Here is a 22,800-nt window from a genome sequence, read left to right on the forward strand (position 1 = left end):
TTAAACTGCGTTAAAGTTCTAACCCTCCCACTCCGTTTTAATTAAGATAATGAAGAAAACACTACTCCTTTTACTGGTCATCGCGCTGGCTGTATCGTCCTGCTCAAAAAAGAAAGAAACAGATAATCTTTTTAAATACAAAGATTACCTAAGCTATAACACATACGGTACGAAGTCTGTTACTACGCCCATTAAAATAGGTCTTGCAAAAACTGCAGAGCAATACGAACTAACGCAAGAATTGCCAGAAAACTTCATTAAGATCAGCCCAAAAACTGAGGGAAAACTTATTATCGAAAACGGTAGAACGCTAACCTTTCAGCCCAGTGAGAATCTGGAGCCAGATACTGAGTACACAGTAACTTTGATGCTTCACAGGTTTTATGAAAATCTACCTAAGGATTACAGAACATACACCTTTGGTTTTAAAACCATAACGCCAAATTTCAAAGTAAACCTTAGCAATTTACAGTCGTACAGCAAAGAGTGGCAATACATCGAGGGAAGCATCGAGACTGCAGATTTTATTGATTTGGCTGCAGCCAAAAAACTCCTGAAAACAGAACAAGAGGGAAAAGAACTATCTATAGTATGGCCAGAAACTGAGGAAACGGCTAAATATTTCACCTTTACTATTGACAGTATTGCACGCAAGGTTGAAGATTCTAAAATCACAGTACAATGGGACGGCGAAGCCATTAATGCCGAAAATAAAGGAGAACGTGAACTTAATATACCCGGGAAGAACACTTTTGCCATCGTGGATGTTACAACCCGCATTGAGCCACAATCTGTGCTCACGATCAATTTTTCTGATCCTATTAAAGAAGATCAAGATTTTAATGGTCTTGTAACTATTGAAGGACAAACTGACTTACGCTTTGAACCCGAAGGAAACGTGCTAAGGGTTTATCCTTCTTCGCGAGTTATGGGCGATAAACTGATCAGTGTTTTTCAAGGGTTGAAGAGTGATTTTGGCTACAGCCTAAAAAAGACTTTTAGCGAGACGCTGTCTTTTGATCAATTAAAACCAGAGGTAAGAATGATCTCTAAAGGTGTGATCTTGCCTAATGCTAAGAATACTCCGCTTTATTTTGAAACTGTAAATCTCAACGCTGTAGATGTGCGCGTCATCCAGATCTTTGAAGATAATGTTTTGCAGTTTTTACAAGACAACGACCTTAACACAACAAATAATTACTACATCCGTGAGGTAGGACGACGCATCGCAAAAAAAACGATCCCGCTTAAAAAAGATGGTATTACAGATAATAGTGCATGGCGTGCACATGCGCTGGATCTTTCGGAGATCTTTAATGCTGAAAAAGGCGCGATCTACCGTGTAGAATTGAGCTTTAAAAAAGGCTACAGCACCTACGCTTGCGATGATGAAGCACTAGAGTCGGCGCAGGATAATGAACTTTTATATGCTGATGAAAGTGATCTTACCGCGCTAGAAGAAGATGCACTAGAAGAGCAATATTGGGACAATGAGTTGTACGAATGGCGCGACTACACATACAATTGGCAACAGCGCAACAATCCTTGTCATGATGCTTTTTTTAATGAAGATCGTGTAGTTACCACAAATATTCTTGCGTCAGATCTTGGACTTATAGTTAAAGAAGGAGACAATAAAAGTTACTCGTTTGCGACCACAAATCTACTTACAGCAAAGCCAGAACCTTTTACTAAAGTTCACCTTTACAATTATCAGCAGCAGCTTATACAAACCACAACTACAGATGCTGATGGTATTGCGTATTATGACAGTAAAAACAAAATCGCCTTTGCTGTCGCAGAAAAGAGAAATGATTATGCTTACGCTAAATTAGGTGATGGCAATGCGCTTTCTATGAGCAAATTTGACGTTTCAGGGAAGTATTTACAACGCGGACTTAAAGGCTTTTTATATACTGAAAGAGGTGTTCACAGACCAGGCGACACCATTCATTTGACGTTTGCATTGAATGATGAGGCAAATCCACTACCAGAAGGACATCCTTTAAAACTAGAAGTAAACGACGCCCGTGGCAAACTTGTAGAAAGAAAGATCATCAACATGGATGATAATAGCTCAAAAGCTAAGAACAACTTTTTCTACTTCCCAATTCCCACAAAAGCCACTGATCCCACTGGTGGATGGCGAGCAACTGTAAGCCTGGGCGGAGCGCAATTCACAAAAACCTTGCGCGTCGCAACCGTAAAACCTAATCGTCTAAAGATCAAACTTGATTTTAAAGATGAGATTCTTGATGCTTCAAAACCCATTGCAGGAACAATTAGCAGTACTTGGTTACACGGCGCGCCAGCCCGCAATCTAGATGCTGAGATGGAAGTAACGCTGCGCAATGCAAACTCGGCTTTTGACGATTACAAAAACTATGATTTTACAGATCCTGTTCGCATTTTCTATGGTTCTACAGTTCCTATTATCAAAAAAGAACTTTCAGCGCAGGGAAGTTTACCGTTCTCGCAAAAACTAGACATTAATAGCAAAGCACCAGGAATGCTAGAAGCAGTCTTTTTGACGAAAGTCTATGAAGGAGGAGGCGATTTTAGTATGGACGTTTTCACGAAAAAGCTAGCGCCGTATAGTCATTTTGTAGGTCTGCGTTCTCCTGAAACACATCGTTATGGCTCGTTTTACACAGATGAAAAAACAAATTTTGATGTAGTTACTGTTGATGCTCAAGGTAAACCTGCAGGCAATCGCGAGGTTGAAGTAAAAGTATTTAAGATCGAGTGGCGCTGGTGGTGGAATCGCAGCAGAGACAACCTTTCTCGCTATGAGAATAGCGCAGTATACAAGCCATATAAAGAATTTTCTTTAACAACTTCTGGTGATGGTAAAGCAAATTTTGACATCAATATTCCTGATGATGATGGCGGCCGTTATCTAGTGCGTGTGATCGATAAAAAATCTGGTCACGCTACTGGGCGTACAGCATATTTTTATCGCAACTGGTGGAAAACGCCTGGCGAAAGCGGAGCAGAAAATGCTCAAATGCTGGTTTTCTCTGCAGACAAAGAAAGTTACAAAGTGGGCGACGAAGCCATTGTTACTTTCCCTTCTGGAAGCGATGGCAAAGCCTTAGTTAGTATAGAAAATGGTACAGAAGTGCTAGACATGCAATGGATCGATACACATAAAGGTGAGACCAGCGCAAAGATCAAGATCACTGATATTATGGCGCCTAATGCCTTTGTGAACATCTCACTATTGCAACCACACGAGCAGACAAAAAATGATCTGCCTATTCGATTATATGGTGTTATTCCGCTGGCGGTAGAGAACCCGGCGACGGTTCTTCATCCTGAAATAAAAATGCCAAAAGTCCTCAAACCAGAAAAAGATTTTAACGTCACCGTTTCTGAAAAAGATAATAAACCCATGACCTACACGCTGGCTGTGGTTGACGAAGGTTTACTTGATCTCACGCGCTTTGCGACTCCAGATATTCACAACGCGTTTTACACACCAGAAGCGCTGGGCGTTAAAACCTATGACGTTTTTGATTATGTCATCGGTGCGTATGGCGGCAAGGTGGATAATATTTATGCCGTAGGTGGTGGTGACGTGGCTGCCGGCGCAAAAAACAGAAAAGCAGATCGCTTTAAACCTGTCGTTAAATTTTTAGGTCCGTTTGAGTTGCCTTCCGGCGAAAGCCAAACACATACTATTACAATGCCTAATTATGTGGGCTCTGTGCGTACGATGGTCATTGCAGGTGATAACTCAAAAGGCGCTTATGGCAAAACCGAAGAAACCACGCCTGTAAGAACACCATTAATGGTATTAGCATCGCTTCCACAAAAGCTATCGCCAGGCGAGACCGTGACTTTACCGGTTACTGTTTTTGCTATGGAAGACAAAGTGAAGTCGGCTAAAATCACTGTAAAAACCAGTAAAGCTTTAAAACCTGTGGGCAATACTAGTCAGCAGATAAGCTTTAATGGGCCGGGTGAGCAGATCGTGAATTTTAAATATGAAGTTCAAGAAACAGATGAATTTCAAACCATCGCCATCACGGCAAATGGCAATGGAGAATCTGCTTCTTACGATCTAGAAGTTGATGTGGAAAACCCAAATCCGATCTCGATAAACAAAACCAGTAAAACCCTTGCTGAAAATGGCGATTTACAAATGGTTTATGAACCCTTTGGCGTAGCAGGAACAAACGAGGCAACTTTAGAGTTCTCTACTATTCCACCAATGGATCTTTCTGCGAGACTGGAATATTTGATGAATTATCCTTACGGTTGCGTTGAGCAAACTACTTCTAGCGCCTTCCCGCAGTTGTTCTTAAGAGATATTGTTGATCTCACTTTCGCTGAAAAGCAAAAAATAGAAAAGAACGTAAAAGCAACGATCCAACGCTTGAGTGATTTTCAAATTCCTGCCGGTGGCTTGAGTTACTGGCCCGGACAAAGCACTCCAGACGAATGGGGAACAACCTACGCCGGACATTTTATGCTTGAAGCAAAGCAAAAAGGATATTCGCTGCCACTGACATTTTTAAGCAATTGGCTGCGTTATCAGAAGAATGCTGCTCGCCAGTGGCGCAACAATGCGCGACCTTATAATACGAGCCATACGCAGGCATATAGATTGTATACGTTAGCGCTTGCTGGCCAACCAGAATTAGCAGCGATGAACCGCCTTCGTGAGTCGAGCAATTTAAGCAACCAGGCTAGATGGAGACTGGCTGCGGCTTATGCTTTGGCTGGCAAAAAAGATGTTGCGGCGAGTCTGGCACAAAATGCAAATATTGACTTTACCAGCTCAGAAAACGACCGTTACACCTATGGTTCTGTATTTAGAAATCAAGCGATGGCGCTTGAAACCATGGTGATCTTGAAGGATGACAAAATGCTTACAGTAGCAGAATCTTTAGCAACGAGATTATCATCAACGCAATGGTTAAGCACGCAAGAAACGTCGTATGCATTACTTTCAATTTCTAAGATGGTTGAGGCAAATGGCGGCAAATCTATGCAATTGAGCTACACCATAAACGGCAAAGAAGTTAAGATCGAAACTCCGCAAGCCTTAGCGATCCGTGATCTGGAAGTGGACAAAGAAACAGCAACGATCGCTATAAAAAACAGCAAGGATAACAAAGTGTATGTCACCCTCACTCAAAAAGGGAAATTACCCGTGGGCGAAGAGTTGGCTTCTCAAAAATCTTTAACGGTTTCCACGCAATTTTTAGATGGCGGCGATAACGCGATGGATGTTTCGACATTGCGTCAAGGCTCTAGCTTTACTGCAAAAATTGTCGTGACAAACACCACGGCAAACGACATAGATAATTTGGCTTTAAGCCAAATATTCCCTAGCGGCTGGGAGATCGTGAATACAAGTTTTACAGACCTCAACACGACCACCACAGGCCAGGCAGATTATATTGATATTAGAGATGACAGAGCCAATTTCTTCTTTGATCTTGATGCAAAAAAATCAGTTACATTCACTGTAAAACTCAACGCTTCTTACTTGGGAACTTACTATTTACCGGGTTCACAAGCTGAGGCGATGTATGACGACAACTATTTTGCTCGCAACAAAGGCAGATGGATCAAAGTGGTAGAATAAGTGAAGATTTTAGGTAGGTCTATTTCGCTTTCGCGAAAGCAAAAAATCTCGTTCACACTGGCGTTTTTAACCTTTGTGATCTGGATTTTTTGTCTGCCATCTACACTTTTTAAAGATCCCACGGCTACGGTCGTGACGAGTAAAGAAGGTGTTATGCTTGGCGCTCGTATCGCAGATGACGGGCAGTGGCGCTTCCCAGAAATGGACAGCGTTCCTCACAGATTTCAGCAATGTATTTTAAACTTTGAGGACGAGTATTTTTACAGCCATCCGGGCTTCAATCCAGTCTCGATCGTTAAGGCCGTTTGGCAAAATATCAATAGCGATTCGCGCCGTGGTGGTAGTACATTAACGCAGCAAGTAATAAGGCTTTCGCGAAAAAATCAAAAACGCACCTACCTAGAAAAACTCGTTGAGATATTTCAAGCTACGCGGTTAGAAGCCGCATATTCTAAAGATGAGATATTAGCGCTGTATGCTTCTCATGCGCCTTTCGGCGGAAATGTAGTTGGATTACAAACGGCTTCTTGGAGGTATTTTGGTATTCCTGCAGAAGAATTGAGCTGGGGACAAGCCTCTGCACTTGCAGTTTTACCTAATGCTCCTGCGTTGATTTTCCCTGGGAAGAATGAAGAAATCTTCAAAAACAAGCGTGATTTTCTACTGAATAAATTGTTTGCTAATCAGATCATAGATCAGCAAACACTAGATCTTGCGCTAGATGAAGAGTTGCCAGGAAAGCCTTTTCCGTTGCCAGATCATACTCCGCATCTTACTGAGAAGATCAGAAGATCGCATAAAGGAGAATACTTTGAAAGCACGATCAATTATCGCCTTCAGCAACGTGTAAATAGTATTGTGGCAGATCATCATCGTTTGCTTAGCCAGAACCAGATTCACAATCTTGCGGTCTTAGTTATTGATGTAGAAACACACAAAGTATTAGCCTACACAGCAAATGCTCCCACGACTTCTGCGCATCAAAACTATGTGAACCTCATCGAGTCTTATCGCAGTACGGGAAGCGTTCTCAAACCCTTTCTTTATGCGGCGATGCTTGATGATGGCGAAATGCTCCCAGATGCGCTTGTTGCAGACACGCCTTTAACGGTAAATGGGTACAATCCTGAGAACTTTGACAAACAATTCAACGGTGCAGTTCCTGCGTCTGAAGCGCTTGCTCGTTCCTTGAATATTCCGGCGGTTCGCATGTTGCAGCAACACGGTTTAGAACGGTTTTATGACAAATTAAAATCTTTGGGTCTCGACGGACTCAAAAATCCGGCAGATTATTATGGGCTTTCAATGATCTTAGGCGGCGGCGAGAGTTCTTTGCTTGAGATTACTCAGGCTTACGCCGGAATGGCTTCGTCGCTAAATTTTTTCAATTCTTCGTCAAGTGAATACAGAACCGATGAATATGGTGAAAGTATTTTTCGCGAAAGCGAAATCTACAAACCTGGAAAGATCGTAAACCGATCAAAATTATATGACGCCGGTGCGATCTATGAAACTTTTGAGGCGATGCGAAAAGTGAATAGACCTACGGGGGAGCTCAACTGGAATTTCTTTGAAAATGCTAAACCCATCGCTTGGAAGACAGGGACAAGTTTTGGTTTTAAAGATGCGTGGGCTGTGGGAGTAACGCCAAAATACGCCATAGGTGTATGGGCAGGAAATGCAGATGGCGAGGGCCGCCCGGGACTTTCAGGAGTAGATAGTGCTGCGCCGGTTCTGTTTGATGTTTTAAATGTGTTACCAGATTCTGGCAACTGGTTTGCCATGCCTTATGACGAATTAAAAGAAGCAGAGATTTGCTCAAAAAGTGGACATCTAGCAGGTCCTTTTTGCGAAAGCACAACAACGCAATGGATCCCAAATGAAGGTGTAAAAACCAATGTTTGCCCGTATCATCAGCAGATCTTTATGGATGCTGAAGAAAATTTTAGAGTGAATAATTCTTGCTATCCACTAGCGCAAATGAAGGCAAAACAGTGGTTCTCGTTGCCCCCAGCAATGGAATATTATTATGCGCCTTTGCACCCAGAATATGAGCCATTGCCACCATTTAAGTCAGGTTGCGCTAGAGAAAATGAACAACTTATGGAGTTTATTTTCCCAAAGAAAAATGAAGCGATTGTATTACCCAAGAATTTTGATGAAGAGATCAACGAGGTGGTTTTTAAACTGGCGCACCGCGATACAGAAACAAAAGTATATTGGTATTTAGACGATACTTTTATCGGTGAGACTGAAACATTTCATGAGCTTGCGATACAACCTGAACCGGGCAAATATAAACTCACCGTCGTGGATGAAGAGGGCAATGAAATTGCTCAAATGATCGAGATATCTACAAGTTAGGATTCCTGATTATCGCAACGGAAATCCCTTTGCAGCCCACCACGGGTGAATTTCGATCTTTAATCTTCCTGCTTTTACCATAGGATCCATATTTGCCAGACTATCTGCCATTGCTTGAGTAGGCACGTTATAAATTGTGATACCGCGAATGTCGCCATCATCGCCAAAAGGTCCAGAAATATCTGCATAGCCCGCCTCATACATCCTGCCTAAGTGCGCAAGATGCAGCTCCTGCAAACTATCTGCCACCGCTTTACTTTGCGTACGATCTGGTCCATTTTTTAAGAACGCAATAAAATATTGCTGCATCACGACCGTGTCTCCCACCGCTTCATCAAAATAGGTGAAGATCTCAAAACCGTCGTCCTTCAATCGTTTAGAAAGAGCAGCATAACTTTCTTTCTCCACCTGTGTACCGTTTTTTTTTACCAGCGCGGGCGGCTCATTTTCTAGTGTTTTATCTTCTTTACACGCAGTGAATAGCATTTGGCTTAAAGTCAAAATAAAAAATACTCGTTTTACCATGACGTATAGGGTTTTTGACTGAGCTGCGAATTGTAGTACCGGCTGTCACCTGTAACTTCTTCGCCAAGCCAATCTGGTTTTTCAAAAGTTTCATGCTCATCGTTGAGTTCAATTTCGGCGATGATCAAGCCTTCATTCTCACCAAAAAATTCATCAACTTCAAAGGTGTGTTTGCCCGCAGGAACAAGATATCTGTTTTTCTGGATCACGCCTTTTTCACAAATTTCAAGAAGCGCTTTAGCTTCGGTGCGCTCCACGGGTTTTTCCCATTCAAAGCGGGTTGTGCCGGTGGCGTTAGATTTTCCTTTTATGGTAAGAAAGTTCTCCTCGCCATAGGTTCGCACACGCACAGTGCGCGCCGGATCGCTATTAAGATAACCTTGCTGTATCTCTATTTTACTTTTGGCGAAAGCCTTAAAATCTGTGTTTTTGACTAAATATTTTCTCTCTATCTCAATAAGTGACATCTGCTAATTTTTGTATTTGGTCTGAGGGTATTCTTGCTTTTTCATACCCGTTTTTATCTACGGCGATCATCGCTGCAGCGATCGCATCTGGATGGATGCTTCTGTATTTTTTTAACGGCCCCCACATAAACGGATTCATGATCTTCATGAGAACAACTCCCATTTTTTCTAAAAAACGTTTCTCTTCACGATCACCGGCGATCAATGAAGGCTGCATAAAATACGTGTTTTTCACGCCCACTTTGAGCACATCGCGTTCCATTTCGCCTTTTAATCGCATGTAAAAAGCATTGCTGTCTGGATTTGCACCCAGTGCCGAAATTACAATAAGTGTCGGGATATTTTGTGCTTTGCAATATTGCGCCGCTTGTAGCGGAATTCCATAATCTATGGCGCGATATTGCTCTTTATCGCTCGTCTTTTGTTGCGTTGTCCCGATGCAGCAAAAAACCACATCTGCATTCAGCGGTTCTTCAAGAGCATCTATAGAACCTATCATCTCTGTGAGTTTAGGATGATCTATTTTTGACTTACGGCGATGCACGCTAATGACTTCGCTATAGTTATCGTCTTTGAGTAGCTTTCGCGAAAGCGCATCTCCCACAAGCCCTGTTATTCCTAGAATTATTGCTTTTTTAGCCATCGCAAACCTTTTAGTGAAGTTAAGTTATTTTATTTAACAAAACTTTAATTTTGATTAGTTCGGTTAATTCCGAACCAAACGTAATTTTGCCGCTTAAATTTTCTTTATGGATGATACTTTGCTTAAGAAAAAAGAGCGTTTAATAGAGCGTCTGGGCGTTCACCTTGAACAAAAAGACCAGATCGCACCTGTGGCGGCACGTTTACTTTCTTCGTTGATACTTAGTGGAAATAGAGGTTGCACCTTTGACGATCTTGTAGAGAGTCTGCAGGCTAGCAAAAGTACTGTTTCTACCCACCTCAACACCTTGCAAACTCAGCAGAAGATCACGTATTACACAGTGTGTGGCGATCGTAAGAAGTACTTTATTCTAAACCCTAATGCAACTTTACTCAAGGTGGATGAGATGTTGCGCAACTGGGAGGAAGAGCGCCAATTACATCTGGAGGTTACCTGCTTTAAAAAGTTAGTTAACGAAAGTTTGCCAGAAGGCGAGCAACCGCAATTTGACCTTGTTTACCATACTGAATATTTAACCTTTTTAGATCAAGCGAGCGAAACGATTCAGCGCTTGCGCGAAAAACTAATAGAACAATCAAAAAACAATTAAAAAATCCCTTAAATGAAAACTAGAATCTTTCTTTATATACTCCCGGCGATTTTTGGCGTAAGCCTTATCACCACTTCTTGCGGTGAAAGCGAAGCAAAACAACCGCAAGCCGCGCAAGCTCCTAGCCTACCGGTTGTGACTTTGCCCACTAAAACAATAACAGGAAACACTTCTTATCCTGCAAAAATAGAAGGTGTTGTAAATGCTGAAGTTTATGCTAAAATTTCTGGTTATATCACAGATGTGCTTGTAGATGAAGGGCAACATGTGAACAAAGGCCAGATCCTTTTTAAACTAGAAACACAATCGCTTACTGAGGATGCCGCTGCTGCGAAAGCTAATGTGAACGCAGCACAAGTAGAAGTTGATAAATTAAAACCTCTTGTTGCAAAAAACATCATCAGCGAAGTACAACTTGAAACTGCAAAAGCAAGACTACAGCAGGCACAAAGTTCTTACAATAGTGTTGCTGCAAACATCAGTTATGGGACGATAAAAAGTCCGGTAGATGGTTATGTAGGATCTATCAATCTGCGTTCTGGTTCTTTAGTAAGTCCATCAAGTCAGGAACCTTTAACGACAGTTTCAGACATTAGCGAAGTTTATGCGTATTTCTCAATGAATGAGAAGGAGTATTTGGATTTTATCCAAAACGCCGATGGCGCAACCATTGAAGAAAAGATCGAGAAAATGCCGCAAGTAGGTTTACTACTTGCAAACGGTCGCGAATACAGCCAGAAAGGTAAAATTGAAACCATAAACTCACAGGTAAATGAGCATACTGGTTCTGTTTCTTTTAGAGCTGTTTTTGACAACCCTTCGCGCATTCTTACAAACGGTAACAGCGGAAAGATCCAAATCCCAAAAGTATATACTGATGCTGTAGTTGTACCTAAAGAATCTACTTATGATCAACAAGGAAGTATTTATGTCTACAAACTTGATCAAACTAACACAGCAACCGCTGCAAAAATCACAATAGCTGGTGATGTAGATAATCTATATGTGGTGACTTCTGGGATTAAAGAAGGTGATAAGATCGTTGCTCAAGGTGTGAGTTCACTGCGTGGACAGACAAAGATCCAACCGCAGGAAAAACCTTTTGATAGCATTGCGCAACCGCTAAACAAAGTCTTTAGATAAACCCCTGACCAAACAAGAAATATCATGTTACAAAAATTTATAGAACGCCCCGTTCTCTCAACGGTTATTTCCATAATCGTTGTTATTCTGGGAGTTTTAGGTCTTACTTCTTTGCCTATTACTCAATATCCAGATATCGCGCCGCCTACTATACAGGTAAGCGCAACATATCCAGGGGCGAATGCAGAAACTATTCTTGAGAGTGTAATAATACCTCTTGAAGAGCAAATTAACGGTGTAGAAGGAATGACGTATCTTACTTCTACAGCAACTAATAATGGTACAGCAGCAATTACCGTTTTCTTTGATCAAGAGGTTGATCCTGACATTGCCGCAGTAAACGTGCAAAACCGAGTTGCCAGAGCAAATTCGCTTTTACCACAGGCAGTGATCCAGACGGGTGTAACCACACAAAAACAACAGACCAGTGCGCTGATGTTCATGTCTTTTTATAGCACTAATGAAGATTATGATGACACCTTTCTTCAGAACTATTTAAAGATCAACGTAATTCCAGAAATACAGCGTGTAAACGGTGTAGGTAATGTGAATGTCTTTGGGTCTAAAGATTACGCGATGCGTATTTGGCTAGATCCACAAAAACTCGCCGCTTATGATCTTATACCCTCTGATGTTACAGCTGCTTTAAATGAACAAAGTTTAGAAGCTGCCGCAGGTTCTCTAGGAGAAAATGATGGTGAATCTTTTTCATACACTATAAAATATGGTGGTCGTTTTAAAACTGAAGATCAATATAGCGACATTGTCATCAAAGCACTGGGCGAAGGTCAATTTTTAAGATTAAAAGACGTTGCAGAGATCGAGCTGGGAGCGCAGTCATATTCAGGTTCTTCTAATACAAATGGATATCCAGCAGTAAACATGGGTATCTTTCAAACTAAAGGTTCTAATGCACAAGAGATCATTGACGCCATTAAAACTGAGCTTGAAGATGTGCGTGCTAATCTACCAGAAGGTGTAGAGATCTTTATACCATATGACACAAATAACTTCTTAAATGCATCTATTGATAAAGTAGTTCACACACTTATAGAGGCATTTATTCTTGTGTTTATCGTTGTATTTATCTTCTTGCAAGATTTTAGATCAACATTGATCCCGGCGATCGCGGTACCTGTATCTATTGTAGGTACATTTTTCTTCCTGAATTTATTCGGATATTCTATCAACCTCTTAACATTGTTCGCTCTTGTTCTCGCAATTGGTATTGTGGTGGATGATGCGATCGTTGTTGTCGAGGCTGTTCATGCAAAACTAGATGAAGGTGAGAAAAGCGCTAAAAAAGCTACAACAACTGCAATGTACGAAATATCTGGAGCAATCGTCTCGATCACCCTTGTGATGGCGGCGGTATTTATTCCGGTTACATTTGTGCAAGGACCTACGGGTGTTTTCTATGAGCAGTTTGGTATCACACTTATTGTTGCGATAGGAATTTCAGCGATCAACGCGTTAACCTTGAGTCCGGCGCTTTGTGCTTTATTCTTAAAAGGTCATGACGACGACGAAGGTCATAAAAAGAATTTCCTTCAGCGTTTCTTTGATGCTTTCAACCGTGGTTTTAAAGCTACGATCAATCGTTATGGGCGCTCAGTACATTTCTTGTACCGTAATAAATGGGTGACTGTGCTGATTTTTATTTTGGCTATAGCCGGAATATGGTGGTCTTCTTCTATTGTAAAAACCGGATTTGTTCCTGATGAAGACAGAGGGATCATCTTTGTAAATATTGAGCTTCCTGCAGGTGCGTCAATTGACAGAACACACGAGGTAAATGAGAAACTTTATGGAATGATAAAGGATCTTGAAGGTGTGCAAGGAATGTCTTTTATTGAAGGTCGAAGCCTTATTAACGGTGAAGGTAGTAACTATGGTCTAGGCTTTATCAGACTTGATGATTGGGATGAACGTGAGGATGATGCACTAGCGTTACAAGCCATTACTGAGAAGTTATTTGGCGTTGCAGCCCAAATTCCTGAGGCAAATATCATTTTCTTTTCTCCGCCTAGTATTCCTGGATTTGGTAACTCTGCCGGTGTAGAAGTAAATTTATTAGACCGCTCTGGCGGAAGTTTTGCAAATCTTGACGCGACAAACCAAGAGTTCATCAGCAAGCTTACCCAAAGACCAGAATTTCAATACGCTCAATCATCATTTAACACCAAATATCCTCAGTACAAATTAGAGCTTAATGTTCCTGTAGCTAAAGAATTAGGTGTGCCAATTAGCAGTATTTTCTCTACGCTTCAGGGATATATAGGTGGAGTTTTTGCAGCAGATTTTTCTCGTTTCGGGAAGCAATACCGTGTTTATGTACAGGCATTGCCACAAGATCGCGCTGACCTGGCAGATCTAGACGAATTGTATGTAAGAACCAGTAGTGGTGAGATGACGCCTATCACGCAGTTCATTTCGCTAGAGCGTGTATATGGACCACAATCTGTAACCCGTTTTAACCTGTTTAACTCTACTAAAGTCACGGCAGCCTTAAATCCTGGTTATAGTTCTGGTGATGGTATCGCCGCGGTAAACGAAGTGGCAAAAACATTGCCTAGTAACTTTACCACAGCATACTCTGGACTTACCCGTGAAGAAGTAAATGCAGGAAACCAAACCACCACGATTTTTATCTTATCGCTTGTGTTTGTTTACTTCTTGCTTGCCGCACAGTATGAAAGTTATTTATTACCGCTTTCAGTATTGTTCTCATTGCCTTTTGGGATTTTTGGAGCATACATCACTACGCAATTCACAGGATTACAAAACAACATATATTTTCAGATCGCATTGATCATGCTTTTAGGGCTTCTTGCTAAAAACGCAATTCTTATCGTAGAATTTGCCATACAGCGACGCAAAGAAGGTGAGAGTATTGTAGATGCAGCGGTACACGGTGCAGAGTCTAGACTAAGACCTATTCTTATGACGTCATTTGCCTTTATCATGGGACTTTTACCACTTGTTTTTGCAAATGGTGTGGGCGCAGAAGGTAACCGTTCTATAGGAACTGGTGCCGTAGGTGGACTCTTGATAGGAACCATCATCGGGGTATTTATCATACCTGTGCTGTACATTCTCTTTCAATGGCTTCAAGAAAAGATCTCTGGAGCTCCTACCCCTAAATCTGAAGAATCGCATTAATTATGAGAAAACAAATTTTATATAGAATTATCCTTTTTGGCGCAATGCCACTGCTTCTCGCTTCTTGCTTTGCAGCGAAAGAGTATGAGCGACCAGAAATGATAAATGAAGCAAACTATAGAACAGACAATCTGCCGCAAGACAGCATCACACTGGCTGATGTTTCTTACAAAGAACTTTTTACAGATCCTTTGCTGGTAGATTATATAGATCAAGGATTGCAAAATAACATTGATATTAGAGTTGCTTTGCAGCAGATCATTTCCGCGGAAGCGTATTTAAAACAAGGCAAAGCCGCCTTTTTACCCAGCGTAGAAGCCGGAGCGCAATACACACACCAGGAACTATCAGCAAATAGTCAATTTGGGAGTTTGTTCTCTTCTTTAGATCAATACCAACTCACAGGAAGTTTATCTTGGGAAGCAGACATCTGGGGAAAAATCCGCAGTAACAAACGTGCATTTCAGGCGAGTTATTTACAAAGTGTAGCGGCGCATCAAGCGGTAAAATCTAGACTTGTGGCAGACATCGCCTCAACGTATTACAATTTGCTTTCGCTAGACACGCAGTTGCGCATTACAGAAGAAACGGTGAGCAACCGCGAGAACAGTCTTGAGACTACCTCTGCGCTTAAAGACGCAGGCTCTGTTACAGAAGTTGCTGTGAAGCAAACCGAAGCGCAACTTTATACAGCGCAAGCACTGGTAATTGATCTCAAAATGCAGATCAAGATCCTAGAGAATACGATGTCAATTTTACTAGGCACAGAACCTACAGAAATTCCGAGAGGAAATCTCGAAGGTCAAAACATCACTAGCGATCTTCCTGTAGGTGTTCCTGTTTCGCTTTTGCGAAATAGACCAGACGTTGTCGCTGCAGAGTATGCATACATGAATGCCTTTGAACTTACAAATGCTGCGAGAAGCAACTTTTATCCTTCGCTGACAATTTCTGCGACAGGTGGTTTTCAAAGTTTGGATCCAGCAGAACTGCTTGATACAAATTCGTTATTCGCAACATTAATAGGCGGTCTTACTCAACCTATTTTTAATAAGAGACAAATTAAAACTCAATATGAGGTGTCTGAATCGCAACAAGAACAAGCTCGTTTAAATTACAGACAAGCCATTCTTACCGCGACAAAAGATGTTTCAGACGCGTTGTATTCTTATGAAGCCGCAACGGCAAAGATCGAGGTGAAACGAAAGGAATATGATGCCTATGGTCTGGCAACTTCATATTCTGAAGAATTGTTGAACAACGGTCTAGCAAACTATCTTGAAGTACTAACCGCAAGAGAAAACGCGCTAAATTCTGCTTTAGGTCTTGTTACCACGCGCAACAATCAATTGCAAGCTGTGGTTGATCTTTATGTAGCGCTGGGCGGCGGCTGGCAGTAGATGATGGATGAGCAAGTAAAGCATAAGATCCTGAATACCGCACTGAGGCTTTTTAGACAACACGGCACAAAAAGCACCAGCATGGATGATATTGCCGAAGTATTAGCGATATCAAAGAAAACGCTTTACGCTCATTATAGCAGCAAGAGAGCACTTGTAAAAGACACCATAAATCATAACTTCAAGAATCATGAGCGCACCATAAGTAAGATTCTCGCAGAAGATCTTACCGCGCTAGAAAAGTTCATGAAGATCTATGAATATGGTATTTCATTTTTGATCTCTTATCATCCTAGCTACTATTATGATATTAAAAAATATCACCGTGAGCTCAGCACAGAATATGAGCAAAGGAAAAATAAAATGATCTCTGATAAATTCCTGGGTTTGCTTAAGCAAGCTCAGGAAGACGGAGATATTATCCCGCAGGCTAATCTTGAGCTTTTTTGCAAGCTGTATATCTCAGAAATGGACGAACATCTTGCCACTTCCTCACTGAGCAAAAAATATCCCATTCACGAGTTGCTAAACCATCTTATTGTTTTCAACTTAAGAGGCATTGCTACAGATCCTTCAAAAATTGCGGTGCATTGATTTTTTTTTTGGCTGCAGCCAAAAAACCTTACTCAAGATCTATCTCAACCGTTTTGCCAGTAAATTTCTGCAATTCTTGATCAGCTAATGGCTTTACTTTAATTGTCCAATTTGCATTAGACTGTGTGATCTTTAAATGCTTTTTACCGTTTTGAACAGACAAATACACCGAAAGATCATTGTCGCCAATTTTCACGTTTTCTAACGAAGCCTCATCCCACGTGCTAGGAAATTGTGGCGTGATGATCACTTCCTTTTTTGCCGCCCATGGATCAATGCCAAAAAACTGTCTCACGATAGGCACAGCGTATCCATAGATATTCCACGCCTGAGCGATCATCCCATAATCTGGCGAAACTTCATACATACTCCCCGGGAATGCGTAACTAAAACTACGTGTCATCCGATTTATATAATCTAAAGCTTCATCAGGATTGCCGTAGTTATTTTCGGCGACAGCCATAACACCCGTAGGCAACGTCATCACAGCTCCTGTGTAAGAAAAAATCTTGCTTCCTTTAAACGACGCCTCGTCTTTACCAGCCGTCTCATCACGGTCTATCCCCGTTACAAATGTGCCAAAAGGATTTACATATTGCTTGGCAGTTTTAAGCGCTATCTGCGCCTTTTGTTCATCTGCCAGGCCAACTTCCATAGGCGTATTTACCACCCAATTATGATGCAAAACAAAAGGTTGCACACTGTCATTCGCTGTATTTTCTATAGCCGCTTTGGTAGCTTTAAGCTCTTTTACAGACCATGGTTTTTGCAATGTATCTGCACGCACGATCGCATCGTCAATAAGGTGTAATGCCTGCTTTGTCGTCCCTCTAAAATCTGCATAAGAAGAAAACTCCTCAGACCAAAATTGTTCATTGATCATCTTTTTAAGCTTCTCTGCCTTGGTTTTATATTCGGTTGCTATCTGGCTTTCACCAAAAGCTTCTGCAAGCAACGCAGCATCTGCAAACGCCTTTTGTGTGTATGCAGCAACATCTATCATCTCGCTATCAAGACCGTGAATTTCCATCATCCCGAAACCATCAGGAAATCCATTTTTGTCAAGATCTGCCTCGTCGTATATCCACTTCAAGCCTTTTTTTACTGTGGGAAAAATAGCTTTTGTAAACGCTTCGTCGCCCGTCCATTTATAATTTTGAAGCAATAAAGTTGCAAACTGTGGCGTCTCGTTAATATTTCCCGGATTAAAAACTTCACCGTTAGAAGACATCTCATGAATGATGCGCCCGTTGCCATTTACCGCATTGCTCACACTGTCTAAGATCTTGATCATGCTCGCCGCCACATCTGCTCTACCTATCGCGAGATAACCTTGCAAAGCATATTCACTATCCACACCAAAATGCCACGGATAATCTGGAATACCGGCAACAATGCCGCGGCCTATTCCCGGCGTTTCCTGCACTAACCATTGACTGTTATATTTTAACCACTCAAAGGTCTCTTGCAACGTCTCATCTGCTATTTTTAGCTTTGATCTTTCGGCTAATTCTTTATAGAACTTCTCCTTTTCTGCGATGATATTATCAAGGTCCGCAAATGTGTTTTTGAATATTTCAGATGCTTCTTGCTCACTTTCAGAAGAGCCGGATATCACAAAAGTTATGGTCTTAGTTTCTTTCGCTTTAAGCGAAAATGAATACGACAAAACACCTTGCGACGGCTGCTTAACATTTGAACTTATCGCCGCTTCATGCTCCACCGGATCCTGATCAGCACCAAACACAGCAAACCAATCGTTCTCTTTATCTTTTGCGACGAATGATCTTAGATCAGCATTATAAAAAAGACTGTCTGTTGCGTTTGCAATATTTTGACGCTCAGCCAACCAAGTAGGTCGCAGATCAGACAATCCCGTGAATTTAAAGTCTATGTCCTTATCAGAATCGGTTGTATTCTCGATAGCATATTTAACGATGATCGCAGCGTCCTTCTGTGCCGCCATTTGCCAGCGCTCAACCTGCAATCCATCTTCTGTATTCTTAAAAATATGGGCGTTAGCTGCCGGATAATTCACAAAACTATCTGCTTTGTTTAACTGCCAGATTTGATCATTTTGCTGTATTGTCGCAGTAAAACCATCCATCAACTTTATAGGATGACTCCACACGCCGCCCATCTCGCCCGTGATGTGCCAACCCAGATCAGCAAAAGAACCATCTTGATGACCCACCATATAAATACGCTCACCGGCGGTAACAAATGGCGATGCGAGATATTCTTTTTTACCCCAAATTTCTGGAGAAGATTCGGCAGAAACCGTATTAGTTTTCTCTGATTTGCACGACAAAAGTGTAACCATCAGAAGAGAAAAAAAAGCACAGTGCTTATTCATAAGCTTTTAAATTTTGCAAACTCTCAAATTTAAGTTTTTGTATTTTTTGATGCTACTTTTACAGCATAGATGACTCAAGAAATCACTTCTCGCAAGATCATTCATGTAGACATGGATGCTTTTTACGCCTCTGTTGAGCAGCTGGATAATCCAGAGTTGCGAGACAAACCCATTGCTGTGGGTGGCGGTTCAGCACGAGGTGTTGTGAGTGCAGCGAGTTATGAAGCGCGTAAATATGGTGTGCGAAGCGCCATGAGCGGTCAGGTAGCGCGCAAGCTTTGTCCTGATCTTATTTTTGTAAAAACACGCTTTGAGCGCTATCGTGAAATAAGTTCACGCATTCGCGAAATTTTCTATGAATACACAGATCTGGTTGAACCTCTCTCGCTAGACGAAGCCTATCTGGACGTCACAGAGAATAAAAAAGGAAATCCTTCTGCAACGCTTATCGCCAAAGAAATACGCGCTAAGATCAAAGAAAAAACGGGTCTTAACGCTTCTGCCGGGATCTCGATAAACAAATTCATCGCGAAGGTTTCCAGCGATTTTAATAAACCCAATGGTCAAAAAACTGTAAACCCAGAAGAGGTTGAAGCTTTTCTAGAAGATCTTGAGATCAGGAAGTTTTATGGCGTGGGTAAAGTCACGGCAAACAAGATGTACAGTCTAGGCATTTTTACAGGAAAAGACCTTAAGAATAAGTCATTGGAGTTCCTTGAGGAACATTTTCGCAAAAGCGGAAACTTCTATTATAACGTTGTGCGCGGTATTCACACCAGTGAGGTAAAACCACATCGCATCAGGAAATCGCTGGGTGCAGAGCGCACTTTTAGTGAAAATATATCTTCAGAGATCTTTATGATCGAGAAGCTAGAGAACATCGCTGAAGAAATTGAGCGCCGCCTGAGCAAGTCTGACGTAGCAGGAAAAACGGTGACATTAAAAATAAAATACAGCGATTTTACTTTAAAAACGCGCAGCAAAACGCTGGCCTATTATGTGCGTAGCAAAGACATTATCCTAGAAACAGCAAAGGAGCTTCTCTTTCAAGAAAAGCTCCTTAACTCTGTAAGATTGCTGGGCATTTCGCTGGCGAATCTCAATACTGAAAAGGATGATGAAAAACCAGATCAGAAGGAGATAGCCGTGCAGCTTAAATTTGACTTTTAATAGTCTGCTCCTATTTCGCGAACGCGCAATGTATTTGTCATTCCCATCTCGTTAACAGGCATAGACGCAAGGCTTACAACCATATCGCCTTTATTTACATAACCACGATCCAGACACATTCTGTTTACATCCTGCACAGTCTCATCTGTAGAAACAAACTTGTCATAATAGAATGCTTTAACACCCCAAAGCAGGTTAAGACGTCCTAAGATCTGCTTGTTTGAAGTAAATACAATAATGTGTGCATTAGGTCTCCACGCAGAGATCTGAAATGCTGTGTACCCGCTATTTGTTAATGTTGTTATGGCTTTCGCCGAAATCTCATTTGCCATAAGCGCTGCATGATAGCAAACGGCTTTTGTGATATATCTTTTTGTCTTGATATGTGGTGGCTCTTGAGGAACGTTAATTCTTGAAGAGTTCTCAACACTAAGACAGATAGAGCTCATTTTCTCAATAACCTGAACTGGGTATTTACCCACAGAAGTTTCGCCACTAAGCATAACCGCATCAGCACCATCCATTACAGAGTTTGCCACATCGTTTACCTCTGCACGCGTAGGTGTAAGGCTATCGATCATGGTTTCCATCATCTGAGTTGCTATGATGACTGGTATTCTTGCTTTTTTAGCTTTAGAAACAAGTTCTTTTTGGATCAACGGTACTTCTTCTGCTGGGATCTCTACACCTAGATCTCCACGAGCAACCATAAGAGCGTCGCTATATGCGATGATCTTATCAATATTTGTGATCGCCTCTGGCTTCTCGATTTTTGAGATGATCGGGATTTTATAGTCAGAATGTTTATCGATCAATTCTTGAAGTTGCTTAAGATCACCTTCATGTCTTACAAAAGAAAGTGCGATCCAGTCAACTTTTTGAGAGATTGCAAATTTTGCATCCTCAATATCTTTTTCGGTCAGCGCCGGAAGAGAAATATTTGTGTTAGGAAGGTTCACACCTTTTCTTGAGCGTAGTGGTCCACCTTGAATCACTACAGTTTCAACCTCATTTTCTGAGTCGGTTTTAAGAACCTCAAAAATAAGTTTACCATCATCAAGAAGAATTCTCTCTCCTTTATTCACATCTCTTGGAAACTGCTGATAGTTCATATACACACGCTCTTTTGTGCCTTCAAACTCTTCTGCAGTAGAGAACGTGATGATGTCTCCAGGCTCTACATTAACCTCTTCTTTCATTTTACCTACACGAAGTTTAGGTCCTTGCAGGTCTGCCAAGATAGCTATACTGTGGCCTATTTCTTCACTGATCTCTCGTATCATTTTGATACGTTGAGTCACCGCTTCATAATCAGCATGTGAGAAGTTTATACGGAAAACATCGGCTCCAGCCCTAACCATATTTAATAGGGTTTCCTTGCTTGAGGTTGCTGGGCCTAATGTGGCCACAATTTTAGTCTTTTTAATACTTGGCATTATTCAAAAATTAAATTCTTCTTTGATTTTAATTCCTCTACCTCTATCTCATATGCTGTGATAATCTGAGGTATTTCTTTTAGTTTATTAAGAAATAAGGTAATGGATGTATTCTTAAAATGTGCATCATACAATAATAAGTAATCTGCGCTTTTATATTCTGGCACAAGGTTAATAGTTTTTATCGCATTATGTTCAATTTCTGCGAATAAATCACTGCTAATCTTGCTGCGATCAACCCTGGCCTTAAATTTATTACCTAATAGATTATAGGTAATGTATTTTTTTTCGTCTTCAAAGTGGTATCTAGGAAAGTTAACTTCAAACCCGTACCCTTTAAAACTAAGATCTTCTTTTGTTCTACTTAATCTAAGCCCCATGAGTTTATTTATCATAAACGCCATGCGGTAATCTTCAAGCGAGCAATGTATAGCAATAAGCGAAAAATCATATTCAAATTCTTCTTCAAGAACTAACATTGTAGTGCTCATTGCTTAGAAAATAAGTGACAAAAATACTTAAACTAAAGTATATTTTTAAAACGTCTTCTTTAAGAATAAGTAAATTATTCTTAGCGCAAATTACGCCTGTATTTATCTATCTGATCTTGCAAGGCGTAGTATGCTCTTTTTGCCGCCTTTTCTTCAGCTTTTTTCTTAGAGGTTGCTCTGGCCTTTGTTATTTGCTTATCGTCAATAGAGAGTTTTACCCCAAAATGCCTCACGGTATCCTGCCCTGTATCTTCGTAAGTATTAAAGTTGAAGGATTTTTTTTCCTTCTGGCACCATTCAATTAAAAGACTCTTGTAACTAATGATCCTACCTTCTAGCTTCTCTATATCTACATATGGATCGATCACCCGTTTGTAGATAAATTTTCGCGCGGCAGCGTAACCTTTATCTTTATAAATAGCACCTACTAAAGCTTCAAATAAGTTACCGTGTACGTTTACTCCAAAGTTATCCTTAGGTATCGCAGAGTTAATAAGGTCTAAAAGGTCAAGATCGCGTCCCAACTCATTGAGATGTTCTCTATTCACAACCTTAGAGCGCATTTTTGTAAGGTAACCTTCATCGCCTTTTTGTACTTCTTCAAAAAGATAAGCGGCTATCACAGCACCCAGAATAGCATCTCCTAGAAACTCAAGCCTCTCATAATTAAAGGCATTACCTCTATCATCTTGTATTCCTAAGGATCTGTGGGTAAATGCTTCTTTGTATAGTTTTAAATCCTTTGGCTTAAAGCCAACAATGTTTTTTATATGAGCAAAAAAATTCCCGTCCTCTTTAGAACGGGAATTAAATATGTTATGTATAGCACTCATCAAAAAA

15 protein-coding genes are annotated in these 22,800 nt (G+C 41.0%); 8 read left to right on the plus strand and 7 right to left on the minus strand.

The genetic code is table 11. From position 1 onward, the window contains the following. Positions 1–49 precede the first annotated feature (49 nt). Together ACZ5L8_RS13055 and pbpC are read left to right on the plus strand one after the other, a co-directional pair. Positions 50–5,599: an alpha-2-macroglobulin family protein gene (locus ACZ5L8_RS13055; RefSeq protein ID WP_464438109.1), complete on the plus strand. Its 5,550-nt coding sequence runs from the start codon at positions 50–52 to the stop codon at positions 5,597–5,599. Between the two features lie 153 nt (positions 5,600–5,752). Next, positions 5,753–7,963, plus strand: a complete 2,211-nt coding sequence (pbpC, locus tag ACZ5L8_RS13060; RefSeq protein ID WP_464440958.1) for a penicillin-binding protein 1C — start codon at positions 5,753–5,755, stop codon at positions 7,961–7,963. Positions 7,964–7,972: 9 nt separating this feature from the next. On the opposite strand, the gene ACZ5L8_RS13065 is transcribed toward pbpC, so the two are convergent. From ACZ5L8_RS13065 to ACZ5L8_RS13075, 3 genes are read right to left on the minus strand one after another with little or no spacing between them, the layout of a single operon-like run. Next, positions 7,973–8,488, minus strand: a complete 516-nt coding sequence (locus tag ACZ5L8_RS13065; RefSeq protein WP_464438110.1) for a YciI family protein — start codon at positions 8,486–8,488, stop codon at positions 7,973–7,975. Continuing rightward, positions 8,482–8,955: a CYTH domain-containing protein gene (locus ACZ5L8_RS13070; protein ID WP_464438111.1), complete on the minus strand. Its 474-nt coding sequence runs from the start codon at positions 8,953–8,955 to the stop codon at positions 8,482–8,484. The genes ACZ5L8_RS13065 and ACZ5L8_RS13070 overlap by 7 nt, the downstream gene beginning before the upstream one ends. Beyond that, positions 8,942–9,598: an NAD-dependent epimerase/dehydratase family protein gene (locus ACZ5L8_RS13075; RefSeq protein WP_464438112.1), complete on the minus strand. Its 657-nt coding sequence runs from the start codon at positions 9,596–9,598 to the stop codon at positions 8,942–8,944. The genes ACZ5L8_RS13070 and ACZ5L8_RS13075 overlap by 14 nt, the downstream gene beginning before the upstream one ends. Before the next feature lie 106 nt (positions 9,599–9,704). Between ACZ5L8_RS13075 and ACZ5L8_RS13080 the strand changes: the two genes are divergently transcribed. From ACZ5L8_RS13080 to ACZ5L8_RS13100, 5 genes are read left to right on the plus strand one after another with little or no spacing between them, the layout of a single operon-like run. Next, positions 9,705–10,208: a GbsR/MarR family transcriptional regulator gene (locus ACZ5L8_RS13080; RefSeq protein WP_462600202.1), complete on the plus strand. Its 504-nt coding sequence runs from the start codon at positions 9,705–9,707 to the stop codon at positions 10,206–10,208. Between the two features lie 12 nt (positions 10,209–10,220). Continuing rightward, positions 10,221–11,351 (plus strand): efflux RND transporter periplasmic adaptor subunit, encoded by a 1,131-nt coding sequence (locus ACZ5L8_RS13085; RefSeq protein WP_464438115.1) that lies wholly within the window; start codon positions 10,221–10,223, stop codon positions 11,349–11,351. 24 nt (positions 11,352–11,375) lie between these two features. Next, positions 11,376–14,513 carry an efflux RND transporter permease subunit gene (locus ACZ5L8_RS13090; protein ID WP_464438116.1) on the plus strand — a complete coding sequence of 1,046 codons (3,138 nt, stop codon included), beginning with the start codon at positions 11,376–11,378 and terminating at the stop codon, positions 14,511–14,513. A gap of 2 nt (positions 14,514–14,515) precedes the next feature. Continuing rightward, positions 14,516–15,913, plus strand: coding sequence for an efflux transporter outer membrane subunit (locus ACZ5L8_RS13095; RefSeq protein ID WP_464438118.1), 1,398 nt, complete (start codon positions 14,516–14,518; stop codon positions 15,911–15,913). 3 nt (positions 15,914–15,916) lie between these two features. Then, complete coding sequence (locus ACZ5L8_RS13100; protein WP_464438120.1) at positions 15,917–16,507, plus strand: TetR/AcrR family transcriptional regulator; 591 nt, start codon at positions 15,917–15,919, stop codon at positions 16,505–16,507. A gap of 28 nt (positions 16,508–16,535) precedes the next feature. Here ACZ5L8_RS13100 and ACZ5L8_RS13105 read toward each other — a convergent pair whose 3' ends face one another. Next, complete coding sequence (locus ACZ5L8_RS13105; protein WP_464438121.1) at positions 16,536–18,830, minus strand: trehalase family glycosidase; 2,295 nt, start codon at positions 18,828–18,830, stop codon at positions 16,536–16,538. A 102-nt stretch (positions 18,831–18,932) separates the two neighbouring features. Here ACZ5L8_RS13105 and dinB point away from each other — a divergent pair, with 102 nt between their 5' ends. After that, positions 18,933–20,033: a DNA polymerase IV gene (gene dinB / locus ACZ5L8_RS13110; RefSeq protein ID WP_464438123.1), complete on the plus strand. Its 1,101-nt coding sequence runs from the start codon at positions 18,933–18,935 to the stop codon at positions 20,031–20,033. Here the strand turns inward: dinB and pyk are convergent. The 3 genes from pyk to rnc form a co-directional block, all read right to left on the minus strand. Beyond that, positions 20,030–21,469 carry a pyruvate kinase gene (pyk, locus tag ACZ5L8_RS13115; RefSeq protein ID WP_464438124.1) on the minus strand — a complete coding sequence of 480 codons (1,440 nt, stop codon included), beginning with the start codon at positions 21,467–21,469 and terminating at the stop codon, positions 20,030–20,032. The two genes, dinB and pyk, sit on opposite strands and share 4 nt — an antisense overlap. Then, positions 21,469–21,960 (minus strand): IPExxxVDY family protein, encoded by a 492-nt coding sequence (locus ACZ5L8_RS13120; RefSeq protein ID WP_464438125.1) that lies wholly within the window; start codon positions 21,958–21,960, stop codon positions 21,469–21,471. Before ACZ5L8_RS13120 ends, pyk begins: the two co-directional genes overlap by 1 nt. Before the next feature lie 80 nt (positions 21,961–22,040). Further along, positions 22,041–22,793, minus strand: a complete 753-nt coding sequence (gene rnc / locus ACZ5L8_RS13125; RefSeq protein WP_464438127.1) for a ribonuclease III — start codon at positions 22,791–22,793, stop codon at positions 22,041–22,043. Between the last annotated feature and the right edge of the window lie 7 nt (positions 22,794–22,800).

This window comes from Leeuwenhoekiella obamensis (genome assembly GCF_055391795.1).

Coding starts and splice junctions, on each gene's coding strand:
- ACZ5L8_RS13055 (WP_464438109.1), top strand. CDS start 50: ATGAAGAAAACACTACTCCTTTTACTGGTCATCGCGCTGGCTGTATCG.
- pbpC (WP_464440958.1), top strand. CDS start 5,753: ATGCTTGGCGCTCGTATCGCAGATGACGGGCAGTGGCGCTTCCCAGAA.
- ACZ5L8_RS13065 (WP_464438110.1), bottom strand. CDS start 8,488: ATGGTAAAACGAGTATTTTTTATTTTGACTTTAAGCCAAATGCTATTC.
- ACZ5L8_RS13070 (WP_464438111.1), bottom strand. CDS start 8,955: ATGTCACTTATTGAGATAGAGAGAAAATATTTAGTCAAAAACACAGAT.
- ACZ5L8_RS13075 (WP_464438112.1), bottom strand. CDS start 9,598: ATGGCTAAAAAAGCAATAATTCTAGGAATAACAGGGCTTGTGGGAGAT.
- ACZ5L8_RS13080 (WP_462600202.1), top strand. CDS start 9,705: ATGGATGATACTTTGCTTAAGAAAAAAGAGCGTTTAATAGAGCGTCTG.
- ACZ5L8_RS13085 (WP_464438115.1), top strand. CDS start 10,221: ATGAAAACTAGAATCTTTCTTTATATACTCCCGGCGATTTTTGGCGTA.
- ACZ5L8_RS13090 (WP_464438116.1), top strand. CDS start 11,376: ATGTTACAAAAATTTATAGAACGCCCCGTTCTCTCAACGGTTATTTCC.
- ACZ5L8_RS13095 (WP_464438118.1), top strand. CDS start 14,516: ATGAGAAAACAAATTTTATATAGAATTATCCTTTTTGGCGCAATGCCA.
- ACZ5L8_RS13100 (WP_464438120.1), top strand. CDS start 15,917: ATGGATGAGCAAGTAAAGCATAAGATCCTGAATACCGCACTGAGGCTT.
- ACZ5L8_RS13105 (WP_464438121.1), bottom strand. CDS start 18,830: ATGGTTACACTTTTGTCGTGCAAATCAGAGAAAACTAATACGGTTTCT.
- dinB (WP_464438123.1), top strand. CDS start 18,933: ATGACTCAAGAAATCACTTCTCGCAAGATCATTCATGTAGACATGGAT.
- pyk (WP_464438124.1), bottom strand. CDS start 21,469: ATGCCAAGTATTAAAAAGACTAAAATTGTGGCCACATTAGGCCCAGCA.
- ACZ5L8_RS13120 (WP_464438125.1), bottom strand. CDS start 21,960: ATGAGCACTACAATGTTAGTTCTTGAAGAAGAATTTGAATATGATTTT.
- rnc (WP_464438127.1), bottom strand. CDS start 22,793: ATGAGTGCTATACATAACATATTTAATTCCCGTTCTAAAGAGGACGGG.